Genomic DNA, 12,713 nt, shown 5'->3' with positions numbered 1-12,713 from the left:
AAGTTATTCCCCCCATCTTTTATATAGGTAAAGCGACACTATAAGGAGGGCTATGAAACTAGTAATACCAGTAAGGTATTTTACAAAACTAGAATTACTAAACAGCCATACTACTGCATGTGAAAAGATTGAATCATTCATATCTTTAGCAACTCCTTACCAAAGCGTACAAATGCACAACCTACAACAATGATCACTACGGGAAATCCTAAATAGGAATACATCGAGAATAACTCAATCATCTATCGTACGACCTCCCATATCCATTTCATCACGTACAAAACAATAATAGTCAATAGTAGAAAAGATATAGCCATCTCGCCATAAGAAAAGCTTTTAAACACCTGAAAAGTGCCTTCTGTTGTTTCTACAACATAGTTTTGAAAAAAGTCGTTTAATGATTCTTTCATAGTCATAAAATCACAATCATTTCAGTCTTATAAGTCCTCTTATTACTTAACAATCTGGTCTAAACTGTAATAAGCATTATTTTTATAAGCATTAACAGTCACGTAACACTTAAAAGGAACACCCATCTTATAATTATCAGCAAGTTGCTGATACAAACTCACATCTTGAGAAGTAACCTTTACTGTTTCATTACCTCTCTCATTTTTTTGGTATAAATCAACTACCAATTTTGATTTTTTTTCGCCATTGTATTCATTAGTTACAATGCCAGCGTCCATATAAACGCCTTCAATTAAAACTTTCGGCATAACAATACCTCCATATATTAAAATTTTACGAACGATAGGCATAAAAATATGCGAACATAAATTCGATGATAGCCAAATTTTCGTTCGGTCTTTATTGTAAAAAAAAAACTCCCAGTTGTAAAGAAAAATATTACATTTTATTTATTAATTTTACTTTCATCTTCCAATTCATACTTTTTCAAATCTACTTTAACCAATTCTAAAATCATTCTTTCAGCTTCTCTTGAAGCATTCCCCTGCTTTTCTAATTCCCAAATCACTGGATTCGGTAGCCTTAATATTAAATTACCCTTCTTTAAATAATCAGGCTTTCTTTTGCGACCCAAATTCAACACTTCCTCTGTTCGATAAAAATCAACAGAGTTTTTCTTTTAACTATAGACAATATTGAACATAAAAAAAAGAGAGCTATTGCTCTCAATTATATTTATACATAAATTCATATAAAGCCAATTCTATTAACGAAAACTTAGAAATCCTTTTACTACTAAATTTTTTCGCAAATTTTTCAAACTGATCATGAATATCTTTACTAATAACAATAGAACTTTTCTTAACCTCATTTGATTCAGGAAGTGAAGCTAATTCTAAAAATAACTTAATTTCATCACTCTTCACTGTATTCACTAATTCCTTTAAAGCCAAAATCTCAGATTCAGTAAAGTCATTCTGATTTTCTTCTGATTTTTCTCCAATTATATTAACTACATCTTTTTCTTTATGATTTTCATCATATTCTTTTCTGATTTTTTTCTTATCAATTTTATCTTTTACCTGATTTTTTTCTGAATCTTTTCTGACAATCTTCTTACCATTTCTGTCCTTTTTCTGAATTAAATCAGAAATTAGCATATCATCTATCTTATTTTTTTCTGATTCTTCTCCTTTATAAATGGTCTTTTTTAAAGAATTATCATATTCATAATGTACCGAATTCAAACGCCTACGCAAAGTATCTTTACTTAATCCTAATTCCCTCGCAACATCAGGCATAGTCCTTATACCATTAATCAATCCAATGACATCAATAACTTTCACAATCAATCTAACTCCCTTCTAGTCCATATTCAAATTATATCATATTCATTTCTGACAAACATCAGAATATTTTCAGACTTAAATCAGATTTTTATCAAATCAAAAAATAAAAAAGCCGGATACAAATCCGACTTTAATCATAGACGTTTATATATAAAATTTGTATAATACAAGTACAATCAATCAATTTAGTCTTATAAGCCCTCTTGACTAGTCACCTAGAGGTGCAAAGAATATTCTATCTAGTCAATAGAATATTTACCCGAAACCTTTGTTTTGTTAATCAAGGGTTTCTTTTTTTATGGTTTTATTTATTTCATAATCATGCAATAGCATTTTCTTTTTCTCTACATCTTCAACAAAAGACTTACCTTTTTTCTCTTCATACTGTCGATTCTTAATTAAAAACTTTTTAACCGCCGTCTCTATATCACAATGTTCCTCATTAATAACAGCTGTCATTAAGCGTCCACGTATTTGAGCAACTTCTCTATCAAAATTAGAATCTACATCTTTTGTACGAATTAAATAACCAGTAGTACGAGCAAATTTACCTTTAGCCCCTTTACTCAATTGAGTCCAAAAAGCACTATCATGATAAAATTTTTCCATTAACATTGTCCAAAGCTTGTCCAATCCATCACGATTAAAAACTTCTTCTAAATCATCAAATATCTTTAAACCTTCTTCATCTTCACACTCTTTAAGAAAATCACGTCTAACTTCAAATTCGACGTTCCATATATTTTCCGTATCCATACCAAGACTATTATATAAATCTAAAAAATACATTTTTCCTTTTTTCATAATCTCTTTAGTTTTGTTATAAATACGTAATTGCAAACGGGTACGATTCCCAAAATATACAGTTTCAAATTCTCCGCTGCATGGATCTAGACGGAAAAAGTCAGGTTTATTATCATCTTTAAAATTTCGAGGATATTCAAATGTCTTTAAATCATCTAATATCCATTTCCATTGATCACTATGTACGGCAAAGTCAATACGATTCATTTTAGCCTTACCAGTGGCAAAACCAAATGACATTAATACTCCAAGGCTTTCAGCATATGCATTAATCAAACCTTTATCCCATAATAAAAATTGATTTATTTGAACTTTAACAGGAAACTGACCATCATCCCTATAACGTCTTGCAAAATATATAGCGATATCCTCATTTCGTAATGAAAACTGATACAAAGGTTTCTGACCTAACTGAACTTCGAATACTAAAGGATTTTCATAATTAGGCAAGGGAACACTGATTGTCTTAGCTTCTCCATGGTCTAAATAAAAATCACGACCATCTTCCAACTCATGTAAAAGACCATTTTCCATAACATCATTATAATTTAAAATGTCTATGTTATACCAAAACGTATCAATGTTAAAAAGAAACTTCTTATCATCAGGACGAAAACGAGGGTTACCATTACGGTCAGTGCCCTTTTTCTTTGTATAACAAGATGGCACAACAAAACCCCCAAAACACATATTTTCTCAAAATGTCCACAATCTAAAATGTGGACATTGGGTTAAACCCTTGATATATAAAGGTTTATGCCCAAAAATAGCTATTTACTATGACCCTATGTTATAAGGAATAGGGTCATAGTATTCTCTCTACCTCAAAATAGATTAAATACTATTCAAAAACACTTACTAAACATTGATAAATCAATGTTTCTAAAACCTTTATGCACCTGGAATAAAATCTTTTTTTCAAAAAGTTAGACTCTATACCCTATTAATATTAACAAGTTAAGAAAGAACCTTAAAAAATCAATTTTTTCTAGAAAAAACTTCTATAGCATAAAAACCACTAAAAACAAAAATCACACCTAAAATACATTCTAATACACTCAATTAAATTTCTCCTTGCGCTTGATATTTACGCTTCTTTTCTTCAGCTAAATATAATAAAAAGCTTGTACGATTTAAAGCTTTATATTGTAAACTCATTTCTCTAGCAACTGTCTTTCTTCTATCATTCTCAATATCTAGTAACTCATCAATCAACTCTAATTCATTATCAGAAAAACGAAATGACCTAGGTTTCTTTATATCTTTTTCTACTTGCATACTAACAACCTCCTGTACAACTTTCTATATACAGAATAACATAACTAAAATACAAAAACAACCCTTTGTATATACAAATTTAAAATAAGTATACACTAAGGGTTGAATATTTTACTTTTTTTCTCTAGTAAATATATATAGAATGAAATACATACAAACAAAATGTAAACTAATAAATATAAAACTTACGATACAAAGGTAGAAACTAAATTCATAACCTACAAAAATACTAGTAGAAAATCCAGCTACATTTATACCTAAACCAAACAATATCAATATAAAATGAATAATATTTCCTACATTCACATTAATCGTGAATCTAGTTTTCGTCATAAATTCACTAATCATAATCACTTATCCTTTCTACGCTTATAAAACAATAGCAACATTAAAAGAACAAATCCTATAGAAGCCGTAAGAAACCCATATTCAGGTTGTTTTATAAGATAAGGTAAAAACTTTGACTTCATAAAAAACTCTTCATTTGTAGGCATATACTCACTCATTCCGATACAGTTTCCTTTGCTATAGTTTCTCTTATCGCTTTATAAAAACAATACATCGATATACACCAAAAACCATAAATAATCACATTATCCATCTAGATTCACTCTCTTAAACTTAGAAATTTTATAAGCATTCATAAACAACATAATCCGATTCAATGCAATAAACGTTATAAACGGAAATAACAATAACAATATAACTTTCAATAGCATCTTAAACGTTCCAAATCGACTGATACGACATATAACCAAGAGCAACAAACACAATACATCCGAACACATTTAAAGACGATAGAAGCAAAAATGAAAGCTTCATATTCCTAAAAAATTTCTTTATATTATCAACGAATAAACAAATTGTATAACCGACACACAACCAACTTAAAACAAAAAATAATATCATCATATAATCACCTTTTTAATTTTCTAAGAGAAGCCATAAATCACACAAGGATCATTATGGCAACACAGTATGTTTTAACTTGTAAATAATATAGAATGCTAACGGAATACCAACTGCAAACGCTAATACAAGCCATAATTGAGAAAACATAACTCCGACTCCATCAGAAACATCTTCTAAACTATATTTACTTTCAATAATAGGTATAGTATTTGTATCAGGAGTCCCAAACGCTGAAAGACTCAATTCACTAGCATTTCCCGAACGGTCAACCGCTTGAACCTGTACTTTATACTTTCTATTATTCTCTAAATTTTTAATCGTAAAATTAGTAGACGAAATCAAATTACTATTAATCTTTTTACCGTCTAAATAGACGTTATATCCTGCTAAATCTTTATCAGATACTTTGTCCCAAGAAGCGATTAAAGCACCGTTAGAAGGTTTAGCAAACACATTTGATGGCACATGTGGTGGAACATCATCTTTTTCTTCTAAAGTCTTTACAGACAGATTAACGGCTGACGAATCATTCTTATCTTTATCTACTGCAACCACACCAAAATTATATTCTGTTAATGATTCAAGGTTTTTAACTGTAAATTCTTCTTCTAAACCAATTTCAGCAATCTGTTTTCCATTTTGCAAAATCTTAAAACCTGCTAAATCATCATCATTAGGCTTTTTCCATTTTAATTTCACAGTTTTATCAGTCGGTTCAGCAACTAGAGAAGACACAGGACCAGGAGGAACTTTCTTTGGATCAAGTAAAGTTTTTACACTCGTTTCAACACCTTTTGTCTCAACCTTACTTTCATTTAAAGAAGAAACTTTAAACTTATACATAGTATCATCCTTCAAATCACTTACCACATATGAAATTGCTGATTTATCTAAAGTTGTCAATAACTCATTGTCTTTATAAATATTTACACCACTAAATCCATCTTCACTAGGATTTTTCCAAGTTAATTCAACATCATTTACATTAGCTTTAGTTTTCAAATCAGTTACATTACTAACTTTCCCATCATTTGCATAAAGACTAAAATCACATACATTCACTGAAAAAGATGTAGTTTCCGGCTCTAAAACAACATATCTAACGTCCCTATAACCAGCGTCTACCGAACCATTCACACTCCTAAACTCCTTTATAGTTTGCCGGGATGAATTTTGAAATGTAACCCTTAAATTCACACCATTATTAGATTTTGATGCTACATAAAAACTCTCAATCTTATAAGAAAGACCTAAATCAAAGGTAACCTTTTCAATACTTGAACCATCAAAAATCCGAGTACATGTATCATATTTACCATCTGTTATCTCTTTACCAATACCACCTACAGCTGTTTTCCCCCTTAATATATCTACAACTTCAGCACTAGCAAAACTAGGCAAAACAGACAAACACATTATCATCATTAAAGAAAAAACCGCTAAACACTTTTTAACTTGCAATTAACACACCTCTACCTCCATTTAGCTAAATATTTAACAAGGAACCAAGTAGTATTTTTCAAAACGCTTCACTGAAAAATCTCCACTTTCTTCACTACGTTACGTCCTTGTGAAACATTTTTAGGTGCTTTTGGGCTTATTGCCAAGCCGAATATACCCAAAAGTAAGATTTACGCTAATCGGCTTGTTCTAGCCATTATAAGCACCTAATCGCTTTCCTAACGTTCATATTTTCGAACCTACTTCTTATCAATCACGTTTTCTTTTAAAGCCAGCCTTCCAACCCCAAAAGTAAGGGAAAAGATTAAAATCAATTTAAATCCTTGCTTAATTCTTTACCTAAATTTTTTAACTGATATTCAAGCTTATATAATTCTAATTTTTCTTGTTCTGTAAATTTATATTTGCTATCTAACCTTCTAATCTGACTCATACACGATTCAAACGCCTGTAGAGTACCTTCTACTTGTCTTTTTACTCTTTTACTACCAATCACAACAAATCCCCCTTAACGCATACTATCTAAATGCAAACGAACCACTGTTAAACTATCAATCATCTTGTAATAATCCCTTGGATCAATACCCAAAAGTTTTAATTTCTCCTTTAAATTATCAATTTCAGCACACACATTTTTTATTGATTGCTCCACAACAAAACTATTTTTCATGTTTCAATCATCCCCTTAACATTAACCGCTCATGCCCACCCGCTAGGGCGTGTGTGCATTTCGTGCTAACGCATATGTTATATCGCTTGTTTCAACTGTCTCAACATCTTTAGTTTGTCGAGTGTTTCATAATATAAATCGTTCGTTTTCTTCAAATCAACTAATAAACTATCAAACTCAGCCTTATTTGCTGGATATTCCAACGGAGTTACCATTGAATGAGTTTCAAACGCACCTTTTGCCAATTCAAAAGCATTCTCTTTTTTCATTTTCATTGTTTTTAGCAATCTATCATCTTGATAATCTACTATTGGATAATAAAAATAATTTTTATCTTTTCTTACCGGAACATATACATATGTAATCTCTCTAAAACGACTATCCACGTTACTAAATAATGGAGTTGTAAGCATCAATGTACAACGCATTTTCCGTAAGAAGAAAGCAATATGAGAAAAGTACTTAGATGCATTAGACAACGAGTTTCGGCTGTCTATATCCAAATGACACTCATCTAATAACAAAATGGTAGAAGGCTCTTGAGCAATCTTTAGGAAGTCTTTAAACGATGTGAAAGGCTTAGAACCTTTTACACCAAAGTTAGAATACAATGTACACCCTGTTTTCTGTTGGTACATCTTAGCAAACAAAACCATTCCTAACGTTTTACCGTTTCCCATGAAACCTGTAAATGTGTAAACATACATTAACGACTCACATCCCTTTGTATACGTTGTTGTTCTCTCATATGCTTATTCATTTCAGGCATTACACCATTAGCACTAGCAACTTGTGCTTTAATAAGTCCTGATAATTTAGCATTACCTTTAATTCTGTCAGCAAGCGTAATTTTATTAATTAATTCAAAGAATCGTTGGAATGGTGTAACTTTCGGTTTCATATCAACCATAAATTTCGCGATATCTCCAACTCCCATTTCTTGCATTAAAAACATTGCTTGTACTTGCTCATTTTTAAGAGGAACACCATTTTGTTGCATAAAATACAACAACTCAAGCATTTCATTATTTTCAACTTCTTCATTATCTTCTTCATAAAAATCGGACATCATAACTTCTTGAACAGGAGTATGATCCACACGATTAAACATTTCATTTAATTGCTCTTTTGTTAAATTAGGGAAATTTTCTTCACATAACGGTTGGTTTATAGTCTCCAAAACGATAACCTCTTTTCTCTAGAATCTCTTTCATCTTTTGACCTTCAACACGTTCATTTTTATCATTACTGGATAACATTTTATTAGACATTTGAGCAATTAAACGGTAATTACTCGACTTACTAAAATCAATAAAACGAAGTACTTTGAACATACAATCACCCCATCATTTCATTAAACATTCGTATTTCACATTAAATATCAGCTGAAATTTGCACGGCTGCCGTTACATTTTTAAAACAAATCACGAACATTATCACCATCCACCAGAATCACAACTGGAACTTGAATCATACGAAGAACTAGAACTCGAATCATATGAAGAGCTTGAACCACATGAGGAACTAGAACTTGAATCATAATCATATGAAGAAGACGTAATCAAAGCCGTATTCAACAAATAATCTGTATTAGAATTACTAGAACTTTTCGAAACACTAGAACTACTTCTCAAATTACTACTTTTATTTAAATTAACTGTTGGATTATAATTGTTTTTTCTATTAGAACCATTAAAACTACTAGAACCCTTATAGCTACCACAATCAAACATTCTTCTCAACGCCCTTAACATAAAAAAGGCAATATAAAAAGGTAATGCAAGCATTAACGGAATATACACAAGTTGTAATACATCATTTATAGATAAATCCATCTAAATTCCCCTTTCTTTAAAACGTTCGTGTTTCATACATAATACCAACCGTTTTTTGCACGGCTGCCATTACATTTCCGAAGTAAATCACGAACGTTATTTAAGTAATAAAGTAAGAACGACAATCACCCACGGAATCATTTCTTTAAAATCAAAAGATTTTTGCGTATCATATTTAAAAATATTTTTAATTGTAGTTGCACGTCTCAACGTTTTTAACTTCTCAGCTTCTACCTTGCTAGGAATATCAACATTAAACACATACGCTATAGCGCCCTCAGTTTCGTTATAATAGCGCTTTGCATCATCCGTTTTATAAATAGCTGTCTCCGTCTCTACTACATCACTATCAGCACATTTAACACGTTCTACATACATAACATCATCACGAATAACAAATGCTTTATGATTACTAAACGTTTGACCTTTTTTCTTAAACATCATCTATACCTCACTTACTCATCTTTCTATATATAAGAAATGTTGGAAGTACCAAAAACAAAAATAGTCCTAATCCAACCGAACCACCGATTGTAAAAAACACACTAAATACATTAGTATTCATTCTTTACTTCCTTTCTTTCTAAAAACCGAGCAACGAACATAACAATTACTAATCCACCTTCAATCTTAGACATTCTTTATTCCCCCGTAACCTCGTTATATACAAATAAAGCAACTAAACCAGTAAGAATACCACCGACAATAGCAACACCAGGACTCACATTAAATAATTCCATTTATAATCACTCCATATAATTAATTAACTGCAACATAGCTAAAATCCCAAATAAAATCACAACACTAGATATAAACATAGACTCTAACAAACTTAATTTACCCATCTATAATTACCACCATTTCACGAACACTTTAAATTCAATGACACCATGCTTAAACGCCATTACAACAAACAAGATTCCGTAAGTGGCTGCCAATACACAGGCGGTACTTACAAATATGACCCAACCGTTTCCAAGCATCGCAAACGCCTTAAAAAATGAATTCGGATTAATTGGATGCGATGCTGGAACAGTTAACTTCATAATTGCGTCAAACATTTTATTTAACCAACCAAAAATCGGACTAAAAATAGTATCAATAACAGATTTCATAACAACACCTATTTCCTTCTCTCAGGGAAATTAAATCCCATGCTACCGCCATATAAGGAGAACACTTTCATTCCAAAGAACAACCATAAAAAGGCTGTAGCAACCATTGGAACAGTGGTCATTAACCCCGTAGGCATTACCTTATCAATAACAACTTGGAAACCGTTTTGGGCTTCATGTGGTAGGTACACTTTGCCACTAGGAACAACTCCAATCCACATAAGTAAAGTTTTGATAACACTTGTAGCCGTAGCCCAAAAGAACTGGGATAAAGCCGTAAATATCTTTACGATCAATACAACAACTTTGAACAAACAAGCAAAAAAGTAAAAAATACCTTCTAGAAATTCTAATAAATATCCTAATGGCTTCGCTAAAAACTCCATCGTCGCTTTAAATCCATTTACAAGACCATTACCGACCTTACTTAAACCATTTAAAATAGCATCAGTCATGGTCTAGTAACTCCAAGTTAAAACGTCTTTAAACTTAATACAGATAGCAAACGTCAGCATTACAACAAAACATACATATATAGTTGTATCGGAATAATCCAAACATAACTTTAAAACATTGAAAATATCATTAATCGTTAACATACATACACTCCTTACTTTAGGACAGGGTCTCTCGTAAGAAACGGGTCTCTACTCATTACAGGGTCTCTCCCTACAGGTTGCTCTCTTTCTGGAACTCCATCTTTACCTGAAGGTCTATCTCTATCAGGTGTCTTATCTCTACTTGATGGCCCATCTCTATCAGGCGTCTTATCTTTAGAAGGCGTTCCATCTTTATCAGGTGTTTTATCCCTAGAAGGTGTACCATCTTTATCAGGTGTCTTATCCTTACCAGATGGTTTATCACGTTCCGAAGGCTTATCTCTATCAGGCGTCTTATCTTTTTCAGATGGCTTATCCCTATCAGAAGGCTTGTCCTTCTCCATTGGTTTATCCTTCTCAGGCGTTTTATCCTTTTCAGATGGTTTATCCTTCTCAGTAGGTTTATCCTTTTCAGAAGGCTTGTCCTTCTCTGTCGGCTTATCTTTCTCAGACTTATCTTCCTTCTTCATTTCCTTGCCATCTTCATCCTTCCAAGGTTTTGGATCAGGTGCATCAGGAAGAGCATCTGTTGGCACTTTTTCCTCTTTACCTTCTTTAAAATACTCATTCTTATCTTCAAACTTTTGATTTTCATCTTGTGGTCGAATCAAATCAGGTTTTTTCAATTCATCTACTACAACCTCGGTTGTAGGTTTCATTTCATCTAAAATTTCACGTAACGTATCATTTATAGTATTAACGGCATCCTTAATTTGTTTATTAGTGTCAGCAATATCCTTTGTATTTTTTACTATTTCTTTATTAGAATCAGCAATATCTTTCGTATTATTTGCCGTATCTTTACTAGAAGTTTCAATATTTTTTAAAGCATTATTTATATCTTCTAAAGCTTTTTCTAACTTTTCATTACTACCTGTATTACCATTTCCACCATTATTATTTTCTTCTTTTGGTTCTTCTATATCTCCTGATCCAGACGGTTTATCATCGGGAATTTTTTCATTTACACAAATCCCATTGTTTGCTCCGTCTTGGTCTCTAAAGTCATCAGGATTCACATGTTCTTCAGGAAGTTCATAATACTTTGCACCTTCACCCCAATATTGAGTTACTCCAGTACCTTCAGCATTTTTAGGAAATCCTTTAATTTTAAAACGTACATATCCTTTAACTTTACCGTTCACAAACACATAGAAAGCGTACGTACCATTTTCTTTAATGTTAATATCAAATTCATTCTTTTTTTGTGATGGTCTAGTCCATTTCACTAAACCAAAATTAAAGCTACAATCATTCACAAGCATTAATTCGCTCAACTGAAAAGTCACTACATTTTCAGCATCCGTAACTTTCAATGTAAGGCTATAATAACCACCATTTAAGCCCTTATTCTCTATAGACACACCTTTACTACCAACAACTTGATAAGAAGGTGAATCAGCATAAATAGAAGGGTTAAAAGAAACCAACATAACTAATAACGAACAAAGTATAATTGCTATTTTTTTAAACATATTTTCTCTTCCAACTTCTTTTTATCAATCTCTTTAATCTCTTTAACAGTAATAAAAATCGAAACAATACATATACAACTTCCAATCGATAAAAGAGAAATAGCTAATACAGGAAATATAAAATCCAAATAAAAGTCAGCAAAATCTTTTAACATCAAATCACTCCAAATCCAATAAAAAAGGAAAGGGAAAAATACTCCCTTCCCTTATGTTTTATATAGGAAACCTCTTCTACTATTTAACTAATTGTGTTAGATGAAATAATTAACCTGATACGAAAATGCTCTTTAAGTTACGGATAATGAAGAATGCTAACGGGATACCGATTGCGAACGCCGCCGCTAACCATAAACTTTGAGTCCAGTTCCCCGTACTTGTAGCAACATCTGCTAAATCGTAATCAATTTTCACTGCCGGAATTCCTTCACCTAACATTAAATTATTCAATTTTATTTCCTCCATCTCAATCATCTGCATATTGATTTTTATATTTTCTTATTACATAAAACGCAAAAGCACAACCTAAAAGTAAAAGTACATACGGCTTGAAAGTATGCCATGCATAACCAAACTCAGTAAAAATTGTACTCATATTTGATTTTTCTACATTAAAGGTTGCTTCGGGTATCTTATCGCTATGACGGTCAAATAAACCCATACTCATTAACGTACTACTCCTAAAATCTTACCAAGTGTGAACGCTGCAAAACTCGCACCGATCCATAGGTACAAAACTGCATCCGCACTAGCAAATGTATTATAGGCGTAACGAATAACTTGATTAATTGGTAAATCAAAACTCAA

20 protein-coding genes are annotated in these 12,713 nt (G+C 31.8%); all 20 read right to left on the bottom strand.

Features of this window, described 5'->3' with window-relative positions; all coding sequences use genetic code 11:
* Positions 1-452: 452 nt before the first annotated feature.
* The 20 genes from AAG068_RS29795 to AAG068_RS29700 all read right to left on the bottom strand — a co-directional run bounded on the left by AAG068_RS29795 (position 453) and on the right by AAG068_RS29700 (position 12,713).
* Positions 453-719, bottom strand: a complete 267-nt coding sequence (locus AAG068_RS29795; RefSeq protein ID WP_098107861.1) for a hypothetical protein — start codon at positions 717-719, stop codon at positions 453-455.
* Between the two features lie 137 nt (positions 720-856).
* A complete protein-coding gene (locus AAG068_RS29790) occupies positions 857-1,045 on the bottom strand; it encodes a hypothetical protein (protein WP_342720171.1) in 189 nt (62 codons plus the stop codon).
* A 91-nt stretch (positions 1,046-1,136) separates the two neighbouring features.
* The gene (locus AAG068_RS29785; RefSeq protein ID WP_342720170.1) at positions 1,137-1,757 is read right to left on the bottom strand and encodes a hypothetical protein; all 621 of its coding nucleotides are present in this window, start codon (positions 1,755-1,757) and stop codon (positions 1,137-1,139) included.
* A gap of 279 nt (positions 1,758-2,036) precedes the next feature.
* A complete protein-coding gene (locus AAG068_RS29780) occupies positions 2,037-3,233 on the bottom strand; it encodes a replication initiation protein (protein WP_342720169.1) in 1,197 nt (398 codons plus the stop codon).
* Positions 3,234-3,626: 393 nt separating this feature from the next.
* On the bottom strand, positions 3,627-3,842 hold the full coding sequence (locus tag AAG068_RS29775) for a hypothetical protein (RefSeq protein WP_342720168.1): 216 nt from the start codon (positions 3,840-3,842) through the stop codon (positions 3,627-3,629).
* A gap of 963 nt (positions 3,843-4,805) precedes the next feature.
* Positions 4,806-6,215: a fibronectin type III domain-containing protein gene (locus tag AAG068_RS29770; RefSeq protein ID WP_342720167.1), complete on the bottom strand. Its 1,410-nt coding sequence runs from the start codon at positions 6,213-6,215 to the stop codon at positions 4,806-4,808.
* Between the two features lie 310 nt (positions 6,216-6,525).
* Positions 6,526-6,711: a hypothetical protein gene (locus AAG068_RS29765; protein WP_000580390.1), complete on the bottom strand. Its 186-nt coding sequence runs from the start codon at positions 6,709-6,711 to the stop codon at positions 6,526-6,528.
* A gap of 12 nt (positions 6,712-6,723) precedes the next feature.
* Positions 6,724-6,885, bottom strand: coding sequence for a hypothetical protein (locus tag AAG068_RS29760; protein ID WP_000797862.1), 162 nt, complete (start codon positions 6,883-6,885; stop codon positions 6,724-6,726).
* Between the two features lie 77 nt (positions 6,886-6,962).
* Positions 6,963-7,592, bottom strand: a complete 630-nt coding sequence (locus AAG068_RS29755) for a zonular occludens toxin domain-containing protein (protein WP_242305838.1) — start codon at positions 7,590-7,592, stop codon at positions 6,963-6,965.
* The gene (locus tag AAG068_RS29750) at positions 7,592-8,065 is read right to left on the bottom strand and encodes a hypothetical protein (protein ID WP_342720178.1); all 474 of its coding nucleotides are present in this window, start codon (positions 8,063-8,065) and stop codon (positions 7,592-7,594) included. Before AAG068_RS29750 ends, AAG068_RS29755 begins: the two co-directional genes overlap by 1 nt.
* The gene (locus AAG068_RS29745) at positions 8,037-8,219 is read right to left on the bottom strand and encodes a hypothetical protein (protein ID WP_262743736.1); all 183 of its coding nucleotides are present in this window, start codon (positions 8,217-8,219) and stop codon (positions 8,037-8,039) included. The genes AAG068_RS29750 and AAG068_RS29745 overlap by 29 nt, the downstream gene beginning before the upstream one ends.
* A gap of 102 nt (positions 8,220-8,321) precedes the next feature.
* A complete protein-coding gene (locus tag AAG068_RS29740) occupies positions 8,322-8,720 on the bottom strand; it encodes an RNA-binding protein (protein ID WP_342720177.1) in 399 nt (132 codons plus the stop codon).
* 96 nt (positions 8,721-8,816) lie between these two features.
* Positions 8,817-9,161, bottom strand: coding sequence for a hypothetical protein (locus tag AAG068_RS29735; RefSeq protein ID WP_342720176.1), 345 nt, complete (start codon positions 9,159-9,161; stop codon positions 8,817-8,819).
* A 410-nt stretch (positions 9,162-9,571) separates the two neighbouring features.
* The gene (locus AAG068_RS29730; RefSeq protein WP_086405573.1) at positions 9,572-9,835 is read right to left on the bottom strand and encodes a hypothetical protein; all 264 of its coding nucleotides are present in this window, start codon (positions 9,833-9,835) and stop codon (positions 9,572-9,574) included.
* Positions 9,836-9,843: 8 nt separating this feature from the next.
* Positions 9,844-10,290 carry a hypothetical protein gene (locus AAG068_RS29725; RefSeq protein ID WP_342720175.1) on the bottom strand — a complete coding sequence of 149 codons (447 nt, stop codon included), beginning with the start codon at positions 10,288-10,290 and terminating at the stop codon, positions 9,844-9,846.
* Between the two features lie 155 nt (positions 10,291-10,445).
* Positions 10,446-11,909, bottom strand: a complete 1,464-nt coding sequence (locus AAG068_RS29720) for a hypothetical protein (RefSeq protein ID WP_342720174.1) — start codon at positions 11,907-11,909, stop codon at positions 10,446-10,448.
* Positions 11,894-12,064: a hypothetical protein gene (locus AAG068_RS29715; protein ID WP_342720173.1), complete on the bottom strand. Its 171-nt coding sequence runs from the start codon at positions 12,062-12,064 to the stop codon at positions 11,894-11,896. Before AAG068_RS29715 ends, AAG068_RS29720 begins: the two co-directional genes overlap by 16 nt.
* A 109-nt stretch (positions 12,065-12,173) precedes the next feature.
* The gene (locus tag AAG068_RS29710) at positions 12,174-12,356 is read right to left on the bottom strand and encodes a hypothetical protein (RefSeq protein ID WP_001061353.1); all 183 of its coding nucleotides are present in this window, start codon (positions 12,354-12,356) and stop codon (positions 12,174-12,176) included.
* 16 nt (positions 12,357-12,372) lie between these two features.
* On the bottom strand, positions 12,373-12,573 hold the full coding sequence (locus AAG068_RS29705; protein WP_342720172.1) for a hypothetical protein: 201 nt from the start codon (positions 12,571-12,573) through the stop codon (positions 12,373-12,375).
* Positions 12,573-12,713 (bottom strand): hypothetical protein, encoded by a 141-nt coding sequence (locus AAG068_RS29700; RefSeq protein WP_000006947.1) that lies wholly within the window; start codon positions 12,711-12,713, stop codon positions 12,573-12,575. The genes AAG068_RS29705 and AAG068_RS29700 overlap by 1 nt, the downstream gene beginning before the upstream one ends.

The sequence above is a fragment of the Bacillus paramycoides genome (assembly GCF_038971285.1).
Lineage (GTDB): Bacteria > Bacillota > Bacilli > Bacillales > Bacillaceae_G > Bacillus_A.
The sequence above is the reverse complement of the archived record's forward strand: the minus strand, read 5'-3'. Positions and strand labels throughout refer to the sequence as shown.